Here is a 19,000-nt window from a genome sequence, read left to right as displayed (position 1 = left end):
CGGGGTATAGGTATTGGTAGTTCAACCTCTTTGCAGCTATCATCATTATTCATTTTTAAAGTAAAAAAGGTGACCGCGTGTCTAAACGTCGAGTAGTCATAACTGGCTTAGGCTTAGTCAGCCCTGTGGGAAATACAGTTGACTCTTCTTGGAAAGCTTTGGTTTCAGGTAAGAGTGGTATCGCGCCAATAACTAAATTTGATGCTAGCGAGTTTACGACTCGTATTAGTGGTTCTGTAAAAGACTTTGATGTCGAACAGTACATGTCTCGTAAAGACGCGCGTAAGATGGACTTGTTTATTCAGTACGGTATGGCTGCAGGCATTCAAGCTGTAGAAGACTCAGGCTTAGAGATGGATAAGCTTGATCCTGCGCGTGTAGGAACTGCAATCGGCGCCGGAATGGGCGGTATGCCGCTTATTGAACAAAATCATGCCGCTCTACTAAAAGGCGGCCCACGTAAAGTTTCACCATTTTTTGTTCCAAGCACTATTATCAACATGATTGCTGGGCACCTTTCGATTAAATACGGCATGACAGGCCCGAATTTCGCCGTAACGACAGCTTGTACTACCGGTGTACACAATATCGGTTTTGCGGCGCGTACTATTGCATATGGCGATGCTGACGTAATGGTTGCAGGCGGTGCAGAAGATGTGACTTGCCCATTAGCTGTAGCTGGCTTTGGTTCAGCAAAGGCACTTTCAACCCGTAACGACGATCCTGAAGCGGCAAGTCGCCCTTGGGATAAAGACCGTGACGGATTTGTTATTGGTGACGGCGCCGGTGTGATGGTTGTTGAAGAGTACGAGCACGCTAAAGCGCGTGGGGCGACTATCTATGCTGAGTTAGTCGGTTTCGGCATGAGCGGTGATGCGTTCCATATGACTTCACCACCAAGTGATGGAGCAGGTGCTGCCGCAGCGATGGTGAATGCCATTAACGATGCGAGAATTGCCCGTGAAGATATTGGTTATATCAATGCGCATGGCACATCTACTCCAGCTGGTGATAAAGCAGAAGCCGCGGCAGTTAAGTCAGTATTTGGCGATCATGCCTATGACTTACTGGTGAGCTCTACCAAATCAATGACCGGTCACTTATTAGGTGCAGCGGGCTCAGTTGAAGCCATTATCACGATACTGGCACTGAAAGATCAGGTTATCCCACCAACGCTTAACTTAGACAATCCTGATGAAGGCTGTGATTTAGATTTTGTTGCTCACACTGCTCGTGATTATAAGTTTGAGTACGGTTTATGTAATTCGTTCGGCTTTGGTGGCACGAACGGTTCGCTACTTTTCAAGAAAGTATAATTAACTCAGTTAGCTACACTAATATAAAGCGCCGAAAGGCGCTTTTTTATTGGCTATTGCAAAGTAAACTTATGAACAGGTTCACATAATTTACGGCAAATATTAAAACATTATAACGTTAAGATTAACCTTAGTTAATCTGTTAAGAAGGCGCTAGAAAATATGGTTCTTTAGGCAGATACTGCAGGCGTTAGCTCAAGCGATGGGCTCAATGCAGATCTTACCGAAGGGACACTAAAGTGCTTAATCCAATTGTTATTCCTATCATGCCAGTTCTAGGCATTATTACAGCTAATATTAATGAGCTTATTCGCGGCGAATCTGCAGCACGCTTGCCTCAAATGGAGTTAGGTGTAAAAACATTTAATATGGCGGTTGCAGCTTTTAGTATCGTTTGGTTTGCACTCTTGATTACCGCAATTGATGTGAGTAATGCTAATAGTGTTATCGCTGGTATTGAGGTCATGGGGCTATTTTTAGCAGGTATCGCTGCATACACCTTATTTAATGGTGGTAAATATTTTGGCGCAACAACACAACTATGGGTTTATCGCTTAGCTTTACCTGTTGTGCTAAGTGGTAGCTTTTTAGTCGGTCAGTTTGGCTAAAAGGTGCTGATGTAAAGAATTTGGCGTAAGATACTCAATAGTTAGTAAACGCATTGAGGTCCAGTATGGCCGGATTAGAAAGACAGTTAACATTAAGATTCCTTGCAGAACCTGCAGATGTTAACTTTGGCGGTAAAGTACACGGCGGCGCCGTAATGAAATGGATTGACCTCGCGGGTTATGCGTGTGCTGCAGGCTGGAGTGGTAAATATTGTATTACTGCCTATGCTGGCGGCATTCGGTTCGTTAAGCCAATTCATGTGGGCAATATCGTTGAGGTTACGGCTAAAGTGATCTACACGGGCAGAACTTCGATGCATTTAGGTGTTGACGTAAAAGCGGGCGACCCTAAGTTTCAAGATAGGCATCTAACTACACACTGTGTGTTAGTCATGGTTGCTGTTGATGATGACGGTCAACCGACTGAAGTTCCAGATTGGAAGCCTGTACTACCTGCGGATATTGAGCTAAGAGAATCTGCAATTCGTTTGATGGATATGCGTAAAAAGATTGGTGCAGAGATGCAAGCGCATGTGGATCTACAGCCGTCTTTACAAGACTCTTAATCTTAGTTGTAAAAACGAAATCAAAGCTAGCCTATCGGCTGGCTTTTTTATTGGCTATTTTTGCTGTTTTATTTATCAGCCAGCCATTAGAATGGCTGAAAACATAAAAAATCTCACTCTACAATAGGAAGTAAAATGGCTAAAGTCGCATTTATTGGTTTGGGCGTGATGGGTTATCCAATGGCCGGGCACCTTGTTAAACATGGGCATCAAGTCACGGTATATAACCGTACAGAGGCTAAGGCACAAGCTTGGGCCAAAGAACATGGCGGCAATTACCAAGTGACTCCAAGAGCGGCAGCCGAAGGCCAAGAGTTTGTATTTGTTTGTGTTGGTAATGATGACGATTTACGCCTGGTTACTCTGGGTGATAACGGAGCGCTGGCTGGGATGAGCGCTGGCAGTATTTTAGTCGATCATACGACAGCTTCTGCTGATGTCGCTCGTGAAATTGCCGCAGTAGCGCAATCTTTAAGTATTGGTTTTATGGACGCTCCGGTATCTGGCGGCCAAGCAGGCGCCGAAAATGGTGTATTGACCGTGATGGTTGGCGGCGAGCAATCAATATTCGATAGCGCAAAACCAATCATCGACGCTTATGCTCGCTGTGTGGAGTTGCTAGGCGAAGTAGGTGCTGGACAACTAACTAAAATGGTCAATCAAATCTGTATCGCTGGTGTGGTACAAGGTTTGGCTGAAGGGCTTCATTTCGCCCGCAGTGCAGGGTTAGATGGCGAAAAAGTGGTAGAGGTGATCAGCAAAGGCGCGGCGCAGTCCTGGCAGATGGAAAACCGTTATCAGACCATGTGGCAGGGCGAGTATAACCTAGGTTTTGCGGTTGATTGGATGCGTAAAGACTTAGGGATTGCGCTCACTGAGGCGCGTCGCAATGGTTCACACTTACCGCTAACGGCTTTGGTGGATCAGTTTTACTCAGAAGTGCAAGCAATTGGCGGAGCGCGCTGGGATACATCGAGCTTATTAGCAAAACTTGAAAAGAATCGTGGCTAGTTTGTTAAGTTTCTCTCATTAAAAAGGACCTCTAAAGGTCCTTTTGTTTGATGTAACCAGTAAATAGCGGTTATTCTGGCTCAACCACAATATGTTCCAGTTCAACAGCTGCAACGCTGTGAAGGGCGTCCATGGCAGCTCCTACTAACGATATCACCCCTTTAGAAGACTCTATCAATACAGCGCGGTTTATCTCGCTAAAGTCACGGTTATGACGCGCCATAGTCGATAAGGCCATCTGCATGGGTTGCATTGACGGATTAAATGCTGCGTTCTCGGCATAGCGTCCGCAGTAAGTCGCACCGTCTTTAGTTTCTAACACTACAGCTGCGAAGTTTTTAGTGTATGGCGCGTAACTCAGTCCGGCATGATCTAATCCTTCGATGATCATGGGATCGTTAGAATCTAATGAAAGCGTTTGCTGCTGCTTAGAAAGCAAAGGCTCAGTGACATCAAGATCGCTTGGACCAAAGGCATAAGGCAAGTAATGAGACAGCGGTGCAGTGGCTTGGTCTGGTAAGTGGATTTTGACCTTACTTCCCTCGACGAGTTCGTTAATAAATTGACGACAATGACCACATGGTGAAGCATTAACAATGATGTCTTCAATAGCCATTTCACCGCTTAACCAAGCGTGGCTAATGGCGCTTTGTTCTGCGTGTACAGAGTGAAATAGCGCTTCACCGGGGAGCTCAATGTTGGCCCCCATATAGATATCACCGCTTTTTCCTTTAGCTATGGCGCCTACATAAAACTGGCTAATTGGCGGCCTTGCTAAAGCAGCAGCGATAGGAAGAAGCGCCAAAAGCAGTTCATTAAGTTCCATTTTGCTTTGAGTTTGTAGTTCAGCTAATTGCTGGGCATCAATATGACCGGCAAAGTCTTTATCGAGTAACGGCACGATTGCCGTGGCTAGTGACTCAGGTAACTTAGCTATGCTTTTTAAGAAACGGTCTTGCATTCGCTATTTCCTTTTTATTAACGCTAATGAAATATCATTCTAGTAATCTTGTTACAACTAGAATGCGATAGAGGTCTCATTTATTGCCTCTAGAGTTTATAAGCTTCTAAGATAATGACACAAAGCCTGTAATAATTTTTGTTTAGATTCATCTTGCTCGGTTTCTTCGAGTAAGTTTTCTAAACGTATAATATACTCAGGATCGTTAAGTCTGCTTTGACAGAACTCGCGCCAACGATATTGCTCTGAGTCACTTAAGGTTTCTGGGTAATTACGTGCGCGGTATCGGTAGAGCATCTCAGCAAGGCGCTCATCGTCAAAATCAAGCTCTAGTGCTGCTAAGTTACTTGGTTGTGTATTACGAATGATTTCAATCTTGGCTTTGTCAGCAGAGCTGAAAAAACCACCGCTATATAAAGCTTGGTCGGCATCGACGGCTCGGCCTTCATGCTCAACATCAAATACAGCAACTAATTTTTCTCTAAGCTCTGGATGTTGCTTTAGTTTCTTATACTGTGCTCTGGCAAATGCTTTATCAAAATCCAGTCTGGCTGCATTTTCATCGGTTAAAGTATTTGCAGGGGCAATAAAAGGACTCTTGTTAATATGGATTTGCTTTAAGCCAATAGGTAACTCGTCTAGGGCTAAGTCACTACGGCGGGTATACATGCGCTCGCGGATCTCTTCCACACTCAATTCTAAAAGCGGCGAGATATCCATTGCTAGGTTCACACAAATGACAGCATTTTTATTGGTCGAGTGATATGCAACAGGGGCGATAATGGTTGTACATCCATTTAGCGCGCTGATCTTAGAGCTAACATGCACTAATGGTTTCATGTCTAGTACGTCAATTAACTTAGATACCGCTTGTTTCTGTCTGAGGCTAAAGTAATACTCAAATAGCTTAGGTTGCACAGACTTAATCAGTTTCGCCATATCGATGGTGGCATAAACATCCGACATAGCATCATGGGCTTTTTCATGGCTTAAGCCATTGGCAACGGTAAGTTGCTCTAGCTTAAAACTTGGCGAACCATCTTCTTTTTCTGGCCAATTAATGCCTTCAGGTCTAAAAGCGTAGCAGGCACGTACTAGATCGATAATATCCCAACGAGTGTTACCGTTTTGCCATTCACGGGCGTAAGGGTCGATAAAGTTACGATAAAAGCCATAGCGCGAAACTTCATCATCAAATCGCAGCGAGTTGTAACCAACCACACAAGTCTTAGGCTGACTAAAGAGCCCATTAATCTTGTTCATAAACTCAGCTTCGGGTATGCCTTTTAAGTTAGCAAGCTGCGGAGTTATTCCGGTAATTAGAATGGCTTCTGGAGACGGTAGATAGTCATTGGCTACTTTGCAATAAAAGGTTTCAGGCTCACCGATGATATTAAGATCCATATCTGTGCGAACGCCAGCAAACTGAGAAGGCCTGTCTTTAGCAGGGTTAGCCCCGAAAGTTTCATAATCGTGCCAGAAGAGGGTGGGTTGGTTATTCATGGACATAAATTTAGTGGCTATCACAAACAATAATTGTGTTTATCATAGCACTGCCTATGAGCTCATGTCCTAGTTTCCTTAATACAACTCAGGTACTTTGCTGGAGTTTGCAGCAGTTTTATCCGCTGGATCCAAATAGGTTGACGCAGTAGAATAGCCGGCCTTTTTAATGCCGATTTACGATATTCGTAATTCTGCGTTAATGAGTTATTTAGGGGGCTTTTGGCGGTTGATGGTTCGAGCCTTATACTCTTTAAAGTAACCTGCTAGCTATATAGGTTTAAATAAAACCTTATAACTTTACCTGCAAGCCATGGTCTTGGCTTAATTGTACGACAATTTATTATCCGGCTATTTTTAAGAAAGATGCTAATACAAACATATTAGATGTAGCCTTTTGGAGATGTATACATGATTTACCGTTGCCCTTTATGTCAGCAAGCATTATCTAAAGAAGATAAAACTTGGTGTTGCCCTGCCAATCATAGGTTTGATTGCGCCAAAGAGGGCTACGTTAATCTGTTACCAGTACAAAAAAAGAAGTCTAACGATCCTGGTGACAACAAAGAGATGATGCTGGCAAGACGGGAATTTCTTAATAAAGGTTACTACCAGGTATTAAGTGATAAAGTAAATCTGTTAGCGAATGAATATTCTGCTGATGCTAAATGTGGTTTAGATATTGGTTGCGGGGAAGGTTACTATTCAAACCGTTTAGTTGAAAGCTTGCCTCCTGAGTTTGCACTTTATGGTGTCGATATCAGTAAATCGGCTCTTAAATATGCAGCAAAGCGTTATCCTAAGATTGCTTTTAGTGTCGCTAGTGCCTTTGATATGCCGTTCCCTGATAATAGCTTCGACTTTATGCTGCGGATCTATGCGCCGTCTTTAGATGTAGAACTTAAGCGGGTGATAAAACAGGGCGGGATTTTAATTACAGTTTGCGCAGGGCCAAGACATCACTTTGCGCTTAAAGAGCTGATTTATGATAATCCTAAAGAGCATACTCAAGAAGCTTCGCAGATAGAGGGCTTTGAACTAATCCATCAGGAACGGATTGAGCAGTTGTTAACACTTAGCGATTCTGATGACATTGGTCACTTCTTAAAGATGACACCTTATAACTGGAAATTAACAGAAGAACAAAAATTAGCATTGGCTAATTCAGGTTTGAGCTGTGAGTTAGATTTTAAAGTGGAAGTCTTTAGAGCCTTATAAATCAAAGGTTGTAGCTTGGTGGTTGTTTTTTAAGCGGTTGTTGTGGTTTAAGTTTGAACGGATAGAAATTATTTTTTGTTCTATTTAGCAAGCTGCAGAAATATAAGTAAAAAGACTCAAAATAACGATACGAATGAGTGTTGACTTATGATGAGAATGGTTTATAGTGGTTGCAGCTTGAAGGTTAGGCTTATTTTTATGTGTTCAATACGACATGTTCGTCCTGTTAACATTAAGTAAACCGGCATTTTCCAGCTCTACTGCCGTTAAGGCTTTAATTTATATTTACAGGATTCAATATTATGTCTCAAGTTACTGGCGTTGTTAAGTGGTTCAACTCTGATAAAGGTTTCGGATTTATCGAGCAAGAGTCTGGTCCAGACGTATTCGTACACTTCCGCGCTATCAACTCTGACGGTTTCAAAACTCTTGACGAAGGTCAAAAAGTTCAGTTTACTGTTACTCAAGGTCAAAAAGGCCCACAAGCTGAGAACGTAACTGTAGTTTAAGTTACCAGCTTGATTAGCACTAGCTAATCACACAGAATTTTGAAGAGCCGTGGTTTACCACGGCTCTTTTTTCGTTTCTAATCTTGGAAAACTAATCCTAGATACTTTCAATCCCTTAGACTTTCGATTAAGTCTTACCATTTCAAGCTATTACTTCTAATAGACTTCCGCATTTCTTAGTTAGTTTTATCATTCAGTATAAAGGTTTGCTTGTTTAGCGAGAGTTTGTTTAGCGAGAGTTTAGCGATTCAGAGGCAAGGTCATTTATAGCTCTTTGTTAATTGCTCTTTGGTAACTGCTCCTGGTTTACCCAAGATAATCGTTCCTGCATTATTCTATCTTCTCCTCCGTGAACTCGTAACTTCTATATTCATATAGTCGTGCATTAATGACATTCACCGCATCTGATCTTCAAGGTATTAAGCGTTCCATATGCTTTGAACGCATTTCCCATATTCCTATGGGTCAGTAGAGAAAATGTCTTATGTATGCCAGGAACATACAAAACCACGTGGCTTACTACGTGTGAAGAGTATAGTTGAATTAGGGAGGAGCTCGTTAACACAAGATCAGAGCCGCTAAAATACGTGATTTTTGAGTTTTTTTGGTAGCCTACTTCTACGTTGAATAGCCTTTATAAGAGGATAAAAAAGGCGCTAAACGGCGCCTTTTGAGGATTAGGCAGACAATTAAATTAAGGCTGAGAGAAGAGTTGCTCTTCTAAGGTTCGACCTTTCAATATGGCCTTATATTGCCAATTATGCTGTTTAAATAAGTTGAGTAAAGCCATCTCGATAGCATAGGTTTCTTCGCTATTATGCTTAATCAAAAATTGGTTGGCTTGACGTTCATCGATTGAGCTAATATCGGCAAGCTCCATAACCGCTGAGATCAGTGCGTTTGCATCACATTGCTGCATGGTGACTGTCAAGTAATCTTCATGCTGCGACTCTTTCATTGATACAGACTGGCTTAATTGACCTTGCTCAAGGTAGAGCACTTGGTCACATAACTTTTCTAGTTCGTCCAAATTATGTGAGCTGATGATAAAGGTCGTTTTGTCAGAAAGTGTCTTAACTAAGTCTCGGATCTTCTTGGCATTAGCGGGGTCTAAGCCAGCAGTTGGCTCATCGAGTAATACTAACTCTGGCGAGCCGATAAGAGCCTGAGCGATGGAAACTCGCTTAGACATACCATGGCTTAATGATTTCGGCTTTTGCTGTGCACTGTCGGCTAAGTCGACCAGAGCAAGCACTCTTAGTCCCTCAGCTTTCGCAGCTTTAGCTGAAAACCCTTGTAAGCTGGCAAACAGCGTTAGCTGAGTGATGATATCAAGATTAGGATCTAGCGCAGCATCTTGGGGGAGAGAGGCGACTCGACCTAGCAATGCCGGGCTGCCTGGTTTTTCTCCCAGTAAAGATACTTCCCCTGATGATGGGGCAATAAATCCACACAGCAAACTAAATAGCGTGGTTTTACCTGCTCCATTTGGCCCAACTAATGCGATTGGACTACCGGCTTCAAGAGTAATGCTCACCTGTTTTAAGGCGTGTTTACTGCCGTAGGACTTAGATAAGCCTTTGCAACTCACTAAGCTCATAATGCGCTCCTATTGATATAAATTTTGCCTAATAACAGCAATGCAATGGCTTGTAATAACGGTACTGGAGCGTAGATAAAGCTGCCTAAACCTTGGGTATTTATCATCAAGGAGATTTGAGAGCCTGGTAAGATCCACTTCAATTCGCTGATAATAGGTAAATAGTTGTTGATGATAGCGATGCTTATCGACATTAATGCCCAAACTAAGATTGCGTAAATAGTGGCTTGACGAGCCGAATTGGCATAAAGCGACAATAACGCCATCAAAGCGGTATAAGGCAGTAACACTATGACGAGGTTCACCGTAACGACAAGACCTGAAAATAGGGCAGGTATTAATAGCGTTGCATCTCGACTTACGGCAAGCACAATCGTGGCGATGACGGTTAATAGGAGTAGCAGACTTTGGAGCGCCATATGCCCTAGGTAGCGACCGAAAAACAGGCTGTCTCGCCCAGTTCTCAGAGTGTAGAAGCGGAAGGTACCCCGAGACTTATCGGTTGCAAATTGATCGGCGGACACAAAGATACTAAATAGCGGGAAAATATAAAGCGCAGCAATCCAATAGACTGCCATTTCGGCCACAGGCCATTTAAACAGTTCGTTTACCGCTTGTGGGCCGAAGATCCCTTCGATTAACCCTCTAAAATCCGGGTTGAGTAAGAAGCTTGATGCACCACTAATAGGGTAGAGCAAAATGAGTAGCCAGACGAGCGAAAATGCGATGAGTGCAATTAGCCCTCTTGGGTTAAAGAGCATTTTTTTTAGCTCAAACTGTGCGAGTAATAGCGTATTTTTAAGCATGCTATTTTTTGGGGAGCTGTTTTGCAAACTAATCCCTTAATCGTTGGAAGTTGATAGAAATACCAGATTAACACCTATTGCGCCTAGGCGTTAATCTTAAGCTTGTAAATGGATGTGAATGCGCCTTAGCGACCAATCAACTCTTCAAGCTGTGCCTTTAACTCAGCCATTTCTTGCTCAAGAGTTGTGACTCTGGCTTCGAGGGCTGTGGTGTCCTGCGCCGTTAAGCTATCAGTGCCATAACTAGAGGGGGCCTGCAAAGATGGCTGTTGACTGGCATCGACTTCAGTGAATAGTTGGCGATAGCGCGCTTCACGTTTACCTGGCTCTTTAGCTAATAGCATGACAAGTGGTGCTTCTCGTCTTTGTAGCTCGTTTAGAGTAGCCTCGACTTCACTTACATCGTGAAAATCATGTAATCGATTACTGCGAGTCCTGAGCTCTCCAGGCGTTTGTGGTCCGCGAAGCAGTAAAAGGCAGATAACAGCCAGTTCGGAAGATTTAAGTTGTAGGTCGCTAAATTCAGTATTGCAGAAACGATGTTTGTATTTTACCACTCGGCTACCAAAGCCTGATTGTTCTGAGATCAATCGCTTTTTAGTGAGTGCGTCTAAAGTATTTTGTACCTCTGATTCACTGAGGCTTAGGACGGGTTCTCGGCTGGTTTTTTGATTACAGCCTGAGGTTAAACTGTTTAAAGAAAGCGGATATTGCTCTGGGGTTGTGATCTCTTTTTCGAGTAAAACACCAATGACGCGAGCTTCGTGTAAAGTCAGTTCCATATTAACCTCTTAATAAAAAAGCATGACTTTGTTATAACAGAGCCATGCTTTAATGCAAGAGAGTATCTAAGCTTTAGCTAGGTAATTGCTTGTTTTACAAGCATTACAGCTAAATAACTTAATCTTCGAGACGGATCCCATCTGGTGAGATAGTGATCTGCTTATTCTTATATAGGCCACCAATACTCTTTTTAAACGCTTTCTTACTCATAGATAGTTGTGAGTAGATTACTTCTGCATCGGTTTTGTCATTTAGCGGTAAGAAACCACCGGCTTGCTTAAGCTTGATCATAATCGTCACAGAGTGCTTATCAAGCTCTTCTTTTGCACCTTTTTGTAAGATAAGATCAATCTTACCATCACTTCTCATGCGCTTGATAAAGCCTTTAAGCTTTTGGCCGAAGCTTAAACGAGTATAAACTTCATTTTTGTACAATACACCCCAATGGGTATTGTTGATGATGGCTTTGTAGCCAAGATCGGTTGAGCCACCAATAATGAGATTAACTTCTTCATCATTGCGGAATTTTGGCTCTGTTAAGTCAAGAAATTTATCGACTTTAGCAGACGCGACGATACGGTCATCGACATGGCTGGTATAGATGTAAACCAAGTAGGATTTACCCACCTCGATTTCTCTGTGTTGCTCACCAAAAGGTAATAACAGGTCTTTTTCTAAGCCCCAATCTAAAAAGGCGCCATATGGGCCGTTTTCTTTTGCTTCTAAATAAGCAAATTGACCGACTTGCGCATAAGGACGCTTAGTCGTTGCAATGATCATGTCTTCTGAGTCTAAATAGAGAAACACATTGACCATATCTCCAACATGGCAATCCTTTGGTACAGCTTTGCGAGGAAGAAGTACCTGGCCCATCTCTTTAGCGTCTAAATAGACACCAAAATCAACTTGTTTGACGACTTCTAACTTACAGGTTTTGCCTATCTGGATCATGATGTTCTCTACTTTAAAAACAGTAACGATTAAATTCAGCTGGGATTATAGTGGAAAACATTCCAATATGCTTTAGCCTCTTGAAACTAATACCCTAAAGAGCGGAGATACTGTAATTAAAGTAGGGCATTTATCACGAATAGAGGCATAAATGGTACGTTATGTTATCGCGCTATTATAAGGTGATAATAAATTAGCACTAAATGCGCATATGAGTCTTGCATTATCACCTGTCTCAAGGTTTAATTGCGCCGCAAAAATTCTGTGAGAAAAGTGCGTTGTTCGTGCTCACACTTTTTGAATGAAAAATACCGAACTGCGGTTAGGTAATATTGAAAGTCACAAATAGTTTTTTACGGATTAGATTTTACATCTTTGCTCTAAGGGCATACATTCATTAGTAACCGTAAAAGTAGTGAATCGACCTAATTTTAACAGGCGATTTTACTGGGTATAGTTAATACTTATTGTGGGTAGCGCTTACGATGTTACTGAGTGTTAATCCAAACAATTTGTACTTTGTAGATGAATCGGGATGTTACTGATTTAAATAATCGCAAGTTGATTGAAATGACAAAGGTTCGATCAGCTTATTTAAGTTAAATAGACAGGTTAGGACAAATATGAGCAATTGGTCTATTGATGATGCACGCGCAAGTTATAACGTAAATCACTGGAGCCAAGGACTATACGGCATTAGCGATGATGGAGAGGTGACTGTTTCACCAGATCCAAGCCGCCCAGATTGTAAAATTGGTTTGAATGAAATGGCAAAAGATATGGTTAAGTCAGGTGTGGCTTTACCGGTTTTGGTGCGTTTCCCACAAATTTTACATCATAGAGTAAACAGTGTTTGTCAGGCATTTAATCAGGCAATTAAAAAGTATCAATATGAAAATGATTACTTGCTTGTTTACCCGATTAAAGTAAACCAACAGCAAACAGTTGTTGAAGAGATCCTTGCCAGCCAAGTAGCAAAAGAAGTACCGCAGCTAGGGTTAGAGGCGGGCAGTAAGCCTGAGCTAATGGCTGTGCTCGCGATGGCACAAAAAGCCAGCTCGGTGATCATTTGTAACGGTTATAAAGATAAAGAATATATCCGACTTGCCTTAATCGGCGAGAAGCTAGGCCACAAGGTGTATATCGTCCTTGAGAAGATGTCTGAGCTTAAAGTCGTGCTTGAGCAAGCTAAAGAGCTAGGCGTTACACCGCGTCTTGGCTTACGTGTTCGTTTGGCATTCCAAGGTAAAGGCAAGTGGCAGGCTAGTGGTGGCGAGAAGTCAAAGTTTGGTTTGAGTGCTGCTCAGGTGTTGCAAGTGATCAACTCACTTAAGCAGGAAAACATGCTTGAGTCATTAGAGTTGTTGCACTTCCACTTAGGTTCGCAAATCGCCAACATTCGTGATATTCGACAGGGTGTAAGCGAAGCTGGCCGTTTCTACTGTGAGTTGATGAAGCTTGGCGCTAGCGTTAAGTGTTTCGACGTAGGTGGCGGTTTAGCGGTTGATTACGATGGCACACGCAGCCAAAGTAGCCATTCAATGAATTACGGCTTAACTGAGTATGCTAACAACATCGTGAGTGTGCTAACCGATATGTGTAAAGAGTATGAGCAGCCGATGCCGAGAATTATCTCTGAATCGGGCCGTTACTTGACAGCACATCATGCGGTATTGCTAACAGATGTGATCGGTACTGAAGCTTATAAGCCTGAAGATATTCAGCCCCCAGCAGAAGACGCACCTCAATTACTGCACAACATGTGGCAGTCTTGGATTGAAGTTAGTGGTAAAGCCGATCAGCGTGCCTTGATTGAGATTTACCATGATTGTCAGAGTGACTTAACAGAAGTGCACTCACTGTTTGCCGTTGGTCAGTTAGGGTTAGCTGAACGTGCATGGGCTGAGCAGGTTAACTTACGCGTTTGCTACGAATTACAAGGTAGCATGAGTGCTAAGTACCGTTTCCACAGACCCGTTATCGATGAGTTAAACGAGAAGTTAGCGGATAAGTTCTTTGTTAACTTCTCATTATTCCAGTCGCTACCTGATGCATGGGGTATCGATCAGGTGTTCCCTGTGATGCCATTATCTGGACTAGATAAAGCGCCAGAGAGCAGAGCGGTTATGCTGGACATTACCTGTGACTCTGACGGTACTGTGGATCAGTATGTAGAAGGTCAAGGTATTGAAACTACGTTGCCAGTACCAGCTTGGACACAAGAGAGCCCGTATTTAATCGGTTTCTTCTTAGTCGGTGCATATCAAGAGATTTTAGGTGATATGCATAACCTGTTTGGTGACACTAACTCAGCAGTTGTGCGTTTGGATGAAGATGCGCGCACTAATGTTGAGTCTGTATTAGCCGGTGATACGGTTGCCGACGTGCTTAGATACGTTAACTTGGATGCGGTTTCATTTATGAGAACCTATGAAGAGTTAGTCAACAAGCATATCGCAGAAGACGAGCGTGCTAACATTCTTGAAGAGTTACAGTTGGGTCTTAAAGGTTACACTTACCTAGAAGATTTCTCATAATCGGATGCCTAGTCGCGTGAGGTTAGTAGCTTAAGTATTTTTACAAAGGCCAATAACTGCTCTCGAGCTACATAACCAGCTTTAAGTTCGCTTGAAGCTGGTTTTGTTTTAAGCCTGACATAGACCAACAACAGCATCCAATGCATTTGACTTAGATCCCATCTAAGCTTGTAAAGGAACTTTAATGCGAGTTTTGCGTTCAAACTACTTACGTTAGATGAGAGCTTTATTGCTGACAGATATTTGAAGGAATTACGATAAGATGTTTTTTGAAGGGTCGGAGAAGAAAATAGAGCTACACATGAGTCGTAGTACTGTTTCATTACGATCTTTACCGAACGACTTTTGGCAGCAAGCACTTGCAGAGGCCGGAGCGGAGATCTTATCGGTACTTTCAAATCAACATTGCGATGCATATGTGCTGAGCGAATCGAGTTTATTTGTTTGGGAACATAAACTTCTATTAATCACATGTGGCAATACGCGCTTAGTCGATGCGGTGATTTACCTGATTGAACAGCTTGGTACAAGGTGTATCTCAAGTTTAAGTTATCAACGTAAGAGTGAGTTTTTATCCCATCTCCAAGCAAGCCGTTTTGAGGATGATATAGAGCAACTTAAAGCTCATATTCCTGGCATTGCATATCGAGTAGGGCATTTAGATAACCACCACCATTATCTATTTTGTAGTCAAGCAAACCAAGATAGTAACAGTGGTGCGAGTTTGTTGATGTATCACATCAAAGGTGAAGCGGCTGAGTATTTGCGTAGCGATAAACAATCGAGTGCACAGATCCGCAGTTTATTGCAACTAGAGTGGTTATTACCTCAGTTTCAGTTTGATGATCACCTATTTAAACCATGCGGTTATTCAGTCAATGGCCTGTTTGAAGATAGGTTTATAACCATACATATCACACCTCAAGAGCGAAGCTCTTATGTGAGTATTGAAACAAACTTGAATTTTTCGCAATATCCGTTCAATATTTTCTCTGAACTGTTGAAAATATTGAACCCCAGCAGTTGGGACATCATTGGGATGAATATGCAGATCCACAACCAAGACTTTCCTTCGCATCGAAGGCTAGCGAGTTGTGTTCTACAGTTAAATCAGCTTAATGAATTTAATTACAATCACTATATACAAGCTGACAGTGAAATCCTGTGCGCTGAAGTATTGTGACTCTAGACATTTTATGGAGTATTTATGACCACTATTGCAGATAAGCCTGATTATTCGCTTTATTCAAATGCATTTGGTTACTTAAGACAGCCGTTAGACTTCAAACCATTAGAAGGCGATGCGGATGTTGTAGTGTTAGGCTTACCTTTTGATATGGCTACAACGGGTCGTTCTGGCGGACGTATGGGGCCTGGTGCAATTCGAAATGCTTCAGTTAACTTGGCTTGGGAAGAAACTCGCTGGCCTTACCAGTTTAAACTTAGTGAGCACGTTAAAATCGTTGATGCGGGTGACCTAGTTTATAACTGTGGTGATTCAGCTGACTTTACTCAGCGAGTTGAGGACTTCGCGACAAAAATCTTAGAATCTGATAAAGCTATGCTAAGTTTTGGTGGCGATCACTTTGTGACTTTGCCTCTGTTACGTGCTCATTATAAGAAGCACGGTAAGATGGCGTTATTGCACTTTGATGCACATACCGACACTTATAGCCAAGGTAGCAAGTATGATCATGGCACTATGTTCTATCATGCGCCAATTGAGGGGATTATCGCTGCAGAGAACTCAATTCAAGTCGGTATTCGTACCGAGTATGATACTGCTAATCATCTTTTCGAAGTTATCGATGCTGCAGCAGCTAATGAAATGACTGCAGATGAGATTGTTGTACAAATTCGTGAGCGTGTTGGCGACATGCCACTATACGTGACTTTCGATATTGACTGTTTAGACCCAGCTTTTGCACCAGGCACTGGTACCCCAGTTTGTGGCGGCCTGACTAGTGACAAGGCGATGAAAATTATTCGTGGTCTAAAAGGCATGAAGATTGTGGGCATGGACGTGGTTGAAGTGGCTCCTGCTTACGACAGCGCTGAGATCACTGCTTTAGCTGGTGCGACTTTAGGCCTAGAGATGTTGCATGTTTGGGCTGAGTCTAACGGTAAGATCAAATAAATTATCCTAGCTAACATGTTAGATGAAAATATCTAGTTAGGGAGTTTATTAAAAGGCTCCCGCCAAACGGCTAAGATTGTTATGATTAAAGAAGCGCTCAATGAGCGCTTCTTTTTTTATGTGTTTTGAAAGGATTTTAACATGTCAGAGATCAGTGGTATCAGACGCGAATACACATTAGGTGAATTACACAATGAAGAGGTGCCTAGTGAACCTATGGACCTGTTTAATGCGTGGTTGGAAGTCATACGTGATTCTGACATCAAAGATCCAACGGCAATGTCGGTAGCGACAGTTGATGAGAATGGGCAACCTTTTCAAAGAATTGTATTACTCAAGCGTTTTGATAACGATGGGTTTGTATTTTTTACTAATCTAGAGAGTCGTAAGGCTCAGCATATAGCGAATAATGCACAGGTTAGCATTCTATTCCCTTGGCACAGTTTAGATAAGCAGGTTGCCGTTACTGGTGTTGCGGAGCCGCTGTCTAAAACTGAGGTGCTTAAGTACTTTATGAGCCGCCCTAAAGAGAGCCAAATTGCCGCTTGGGTGTCTAAACAATCGAGCCCTATTAGTGCAAGAAAAGCGCTTGAGAGTAAATTTGTCGAGATGAAAGCTAAGTTCTCTAAAGGTGACGTGCCTTTACCTAAATTTTGGGGGGGGTATCTGGTTAGGCCAAAAAGTATTGAGTTCTGGCAAGGAGGGGAGCATCGTTTACATGACAGGTTTATTTATACCAAGACCGAAGATAGCTGGGAGCACAGTCGTTTAGCCCCATAACCATAGTGATTCGAAAAGCCGCATTGTTTGCGGCTTTTGTGCTTCTGGCAATCCATTCTAATATAAAGAGTGAATATAGGTATAAATAATCGTTATATAAATACGGTTTAAAAATAAGCGCTTGAGAATGGAAAATGATTGAATTAGGTTAAGCTTAACTTTCAAGGTGAATCACTAAATTTCAAGAGGATGTGAAAATGAAAAGTATAATCATAGGCATATTATTACTGCCTTTGTCGCTGGTGGCTTCAGCAGGCACCTGGACTGTTGAAAACGACAGCTCAAATGTAAACTTTATATCCATTAAAAAGGGAGATATTGCTGAGGTTCATCATTTTAAATCTGTTGCAGGAACCTTGAATGATAAAGGGCAGTTTGATTTTTTGATTGCTTTGGCAAGCGTGGCAACAAATATCGACATTCGTGATGAACGTATGGATTCTCTACTGTTTGAAGTGGATAAATATCCGCAACTGACTTTAAAAGCCCAAGTTGACCCTAAGTTGCTTGCAAGTTTAGCCATAGGTTCGGTAACGGTAGCTACAATTGATGCTGAGGTAGCGCTACATGGTAACAAGCAGAAGATGGCTTTTACTGTGAGTATCGCTAAGCTCTCAGATTCTCATATACTGGTTGCTAGTGTGGCACCTGTCATAGTGAATGCTAGCAGTTTTGGCCTGACAGCAGGAGTTGAAAAACTGCGCGAAGTTGCTGGATTATCTGCAATAAGTAAAGCTGTGCCAGTCTCTTTTATGCTGAATCTAAAACAATAGTGACAAAACGCGTTTAGCGTGATTGCAAAAAGGCTGTACCGTCTGTAAACCGACGATACGGCCTTTTTGTTAGTGGTTACCATGGTTTGCGTTTAACTTTTATTACATAGGCTTAGTAGCGAGTACTTGCTATCAGCACTCGATATTAGAGGAGGGGGGAATAATATTTACCTAATCCTAAGCGGGCACAGGCTTTGATTTTTTGATGCTTTAATGAAGCAGGTTTCGCGACTAGGGGCTGAACAACGTGTTGAGCATTGCGCGAGCCATAGTAAAAGTGACGCGGTTCAAATTGGGAGGATTTCATTTAGAAAGAAACTCAGATAGTATCCTGCTTAGAACATAAATAATAAAATGGTTACGCATCTTACACTATAGAGAAAACCCTCAGAGTGTTTAGATTTGTGTATTTTGAGTTGAGTATGGTTACCGATAAAGACGGATATGTGCACCTGATCCAGTATTTAACTGAGCACTTAGGAATATTTGAAAACTCACAGCAACATAACGCCTGTGATGAAACTGTGATGGAGCTGTTTGAAGAACAACTTGCTGCTCAAATCATCATGGTTTGTGGCCAAAACCCTTCACTGACTTTCTCCCAGAGAAACCTAGTGATCCGAGAGGTCGATGCAATTGTTTACGATCTTGAGGAGATCTTGGCGCGAGTCGCTAGCCATAAGGCTAACGCGGAACAAACTCGGTTTATTTGCGAGTTTTCCTGTTTGATTAAGAACTTGTTCGACCAAGAAATTGCTAGATTAACCGCTGAATGATTTTAAGCATTTTATATTTAGTTACAGTTCTCTTTCGCTATCTGCTTGTTGCTCTTGGGCTAAAGGCCTAATGTTGCAGTATCTATGTGGGAGAGCTGTATGCTGAGTAATATAAGAAAATCCATGAATAGACAGCATATGTTTGTATATGCCTGTTTACTCGTG

General features: G+C 42.3%; 18 protein-coding genes. 12 read left to right on the top strand and 6 right to left on the bottom strand.

Annotated elements, in window-relative coordinates; all coding sequences use genetic code 11:
• The first annotated feature begins 77 nt into the window (after positions 1-77).
• The 4 genes from fabF to K5Q73_RS13810 all read left to right on the top strand — a co-directional run bounded on the left by fabF (position 78) and on the right by K5Q73_RS13810 (position 3,501).
• Positions 78-1,316: a beta-ketoacyl-ACP synthase II gene (gene fabF, locus K5Q73_RS13825; RefSeq protein WP_220761425.1), complete on the top strand. Its 1,239-nt coding sequence runs from the start codon at positions 78-80 to the stop codon at positions 1,314-1,316.
• A 239-nt stretch (positions 1,317-1,555) separates the two neighbouring features.
• Complete coding sequence (locus K5Q73_RS13820; protein ID WP_220761423.1) at positions 1,556-1,924, top strand: hypothetical protein; 369 nt, start codon at positions 1,556-1,558, stop codon at positions 1,922-1,924.
• A gap of 65 nt (positions 1,925-1,989) precedes the next feature.
• Positions 1,990-2,490: an acyl-CoA thioesterase gene (locus K5Q73_RS13815; protein ID WP_012155719.1), complete on the top strand. Its 501-nt coding sequence runs from the start codon at positions 1,990-1,992 to the stop codon at positions 2,488-2,490.
• Between the two features lie 135 nt (positions 2,491-2,625).
• Entirely contained in the window at positions 2,626-3,501 is an 876-nt protein-coding gene (locus tag K5Q73_RS13810) for an NAD(P)-dependent oxidoreductase (RefSeq protein WP_220761422.1), read from the top strand.
• A 70-nt stretch (positions 3,502-3,571) separates the two neighbouring features.
• Here the strand turns inward: K5Q73_RS13810 and cdd are convergent, their stop codons facing one another.
• Together cdd and sbcB are read right to left on the bottom strand one after the other, a co-directional pair.
• The gene (gene cdd, locus K5Q73_RS13805) at positions 3,572-4,462 is read right to left on the bottom strand and encodes a cytidine deaminase (RefSeq protein WP_220761420.1); all 891 of its coding nucleotides are present in this window, start codon (positions 4,460-4,462) and stop codon (positions 3,572-3,574) included.
• Between the two features lie 96 nt (positions 4,463-4,558).
• Positions 4,559-5,971, bottom strand: coding sequence for an exodeoxyribonuclease I (sbcB, locus tag K5Q73_RS13800; protein ID WP_220761418.1), 1,413 nt, complete (start codon positions 5,969-5,971; stop codon positions 4,559-4,561).
• A 405-nt stretch (positions 5,972-6,376) separates the two neighbouring features.
• Here sbcB and rlmA point away from each other — a divergent pair, with 405 nt between their 5' ends.
• Both rlmA and K5Q73_RS13790 read left to right on the top strand, forming a co-directional pair.
• Positions 6,377-7,183 carry a 23S rRNA (guanine(745)-N(1))-methyltransferase gene (gene rlmA / locus K5Q73_RS13795; RefSeq protein ID WP_220761416.1) on the top strand — a complete coding sequence of 269 codons (807 nt, stop codon included), beginning with the start codon at positions 6,377-6,379 and terminating at the stop codon, positions 7,181-7,183.
• Positions 7,184-7,485: 302 nt separating this feature from the next.
• The gene (locus tag K5Q73_RS13790) at positions 7,486-7,692 is read left to right on the top strand and encodes a cold-shock protein (RefSeq protein WP_012155714.1); all 207 of its coding nucleotides are present in this window, start codon (positions 7,486-7,488) and stop codon (positions 7,690-7,692) included.
• Positions 7,693-8,386: 694 nt separating this feature from the next.
• On the opposite strand, the gene K5Q73_RS13785 is transcribed toward K5Q73_RS13790, so the two are convergent.
• From K5Q73_RS13785 to K5Q73_RS13770, 4 genes are all read right to left on the bottom strand, one after another.
• A complete protein-coding gene (locus K5Q73_RS13785; protein WP_220761414.1) occupies positions 8,387-9,292 on the bottom strand; it encodes an ABC transporter ATP-binding protein in 906 nt (301 codons plus the stop codon).
• Positions 9,289-10,098: an ABC transporter gene (locus K5Q73_RS13780; protein WP_220761586.1), complete on the bottom strand. Its 810-nt coding sequence runs from the start codon at positions 10,096-10,098 to the stop codon at positions 9,289-9,291. Before K5Q73_RS13780 ends, K5Q73_RS13785 begins: the two co-directional genes overlap by 4 nt.
• Positions 10,099-10,223: 125 nt before the next feature.
• Complete coding sequence (locus K5Q73_RS13775; protein WP_220761412.1) at positions 10,224-10,880, bottom strand: YceH family protein; 657 nt, start codon at positions 10,878-10,880, stop codon at positions 10,224-10,226.
• 118 nt (positions 10,881-10,998) lie between these two features.
• On the bottom strand, positions 10,999-11,832 hold the full coding sequence (locus K5Q73_RS13770; protein WP_220761410.1) for a S1 RNA-binding domain-containing protein: 834 nt from the start codon (positions 11,830-11,832) through the stop codon (positions 10,999-11,001).
• 623 nt (positions 11,833-12,455) lie between these two features.
• Here K5Q73_RS13770 and speA point away from each other — a divergent pair.
• From speA to K5Q73_RS13740, 6 genes are all read left to right on the top strand, one after another.
• A complete protein-coding gene (gene speA, locus K5Q73_RS13765) occupies positions 12,456-14,369 on the top strand; it encodes a biosynthetic arginine decarboxylase (protein ID WP_220761408.1) in 1,914 nt (637 codons plus the stop codon).
• 262 nt (positions 14,370-14,631) lie between these two features.
• Positions 14,632-15,552, top strand: a complete 921-nt coding sequence (locus K5Q73_RS13760) for an adenosylmethionine decarboxylase (protein ID WP_220761406.1) — start codon at positions 14,632-14,634, stop codon at positions 15,550-15,552.
• Between the two features lie 24 nt (positions 15,553-15,576).
• Entirely contained in the window at positions 15,577-16,506 is a 930-nt protein-coding gene (gene speB, locus K5Q73_RS13755; protein WP_220761404.1) for an agmatinase, read from the top strand.
• Positions 16,507-16,647: 141 nt separating this feature from the next.
• Positions 16,648-17,286, top strand: coding sequence for a pyridoxamine 5'-phosphate oxidase (gene pdxH, locus K5Q73_RS13750; RefSeq protein ID WP_220761402.1), 639 nt, complete (start codon positions 16,648-16,650; stop codon positions 17,284-17,286).
• Between the two features lie 197 nt (positions 17,287-17,483).
• Positions 17,484-18,059, top strand: coding sequence for a YceI family protein (locus K5Q73_RS13745; protein ID WP_220761400.1), 576 nt, complete (start codon positions 17,484-17,486; stop codon positions 18,057-18,059).
• A 422-nt stretch (positions 18,060-18,481) separates the two neighbouring features.
• Positions 18,482-18,835: a DUF3802 family protein gene (locus tag K5Q73_RS13740; RefSeq protein WP_220761398.1), complete on the top strand. Its 354-nt coding sequence runs from the start codon at positions 18,482-18,484 to the stop codon at positions 18,833-18,835.
• The last annotated feature ends 165 nt before the right edge of the window (positions 18,836-19,000 follow it).

It is taken from the genome of Shewanella sp. MBTL60-112-B2, from assembly GCF_019655055.1.
Taxonomy (GTDB): domain Bacteria; phylum Pseudomonadota; class Gammaproteobacteria; order Enterobacterales; family Shewanellaceae; genus Shewanella.
The sequence above is the reverse complement of the archived record's forward strand: the minus strand, read 5'-3'. Positions and strand labels throughout refer to the sequence as shown.

Excerpts from the sequence above, each read along its gene's own strand:
- K5Q73_RS13815 (WP_012155719.1), top strand. The coding sequence starts at position 1,990 with ATGGCCGGATTAGAAAGACAGTTAACATTAAGATTCCTTGCAGAACCT.
- K5Q73_RS13810 (WP_220761422.1), top strand. The coding sequence starts at position 2,626 with ATGGCTAAAGTCGCATTTATTGGTTTGGGCGTGATGGGTTATCCAATG.
- cdd (WP_220761420.1), bottom strand. The coding sequence starts at position 4,462 with ATGCAAGACCGTTTCTTAAAAAGCATAGCTAAGTTACCTGAGTCACTA.
- sbcB (WP_220761418.1), bottom strand. The coding sequence starts at position 5,971 with ATGTCCATGAATAACCAACCCACCCTCTTCTGGCACGATTATGAAACT.
- rlmA (WP_220761416.1), top strand. The coding sequence starts at position 6,377 with ATGATTTACCGTTGCCCTTTATGTCAGCAAGCATTATCTAAAGAAGAT.
- K5Q73_RS13790 (WP_012155714.1), top strand. The coding sequence starts at position 7,486 with ATGTCTCAAGTTACTGGCGTTGTTAAGTGGTTCAACTCTGATAAAGGT.
- K5Q73_RS13785 (WP_220761414.1), bottom strand. The coding sequence starts at position 9,292 with ATGAGCTTAGTGAGTTGCAAAGGCTTATCTAAGTCCTACGGCAGTAAA.
- K5Q73_RS13780 (WP_220761586.1), bottom strand. The coding sequence starts at position 10,098 with ATGCTTAAAAATACGCTATTACTCGCACAGTTTGAGCTAAAAAAAATG.
- K5Q73_RS13775 (WP_220761412.1), bottom strand. The coding sequence starts at position 10,880 with ATGGAACTGACTTTACACGAAGCTCGCGTCATTGGTGTTTTACTCGAA.
- K5Q73_RS13770 (WP_220761410.1), bottom strand. The coding sequence starts at position 11,832 with ATGATCCAGATAGGCAAAACCTGTAAGTTAGAAGTCGTCAAACAAGTT.
- speA (WP_220761408.1), top strand. The coding sequence starts at position 12,456 with ATGAGCAATTGGTCTATTGATGATGCACGCGCAAGTTATAACGTAAAT.
- K5Q73_RS13760 (WP_220761406.1), top strand. The coding sequence starts at position 14,632 with ATGTTTTTTGAAGGGTCGGAGAAGAAAATAGAGCTACACATGAGTCGT.
- speB (WP_220761404.1), top strand. The coding sequence starts at position 15,577 with ATGACCACTATTGCAGATAAGCCTGATTATTCGCTTTATTCAAATGCA.
- pdxH (WP_220761402.1), top strand. The coding sequence starts at position 16,648 with ATGTCAGAGATCAGTGGTATCAGACGCGAATACACATTAGGTGAATTA.
- K5Q73_RS13745 (WP_220761400.1), top strand. The coding sequence starts at position 17,484 with ATGAAAAGTATAATCATAGGCATATTATTACTGCCTTTGTCGCTGGTG.
- K5Q73_RS13740 (WP_220761398.1), top strand. The coding sequence starts at position 18,482 with ATGGTTACCGATAAAGACGGATATGTGCACCTGATCCAGTATTTAACT.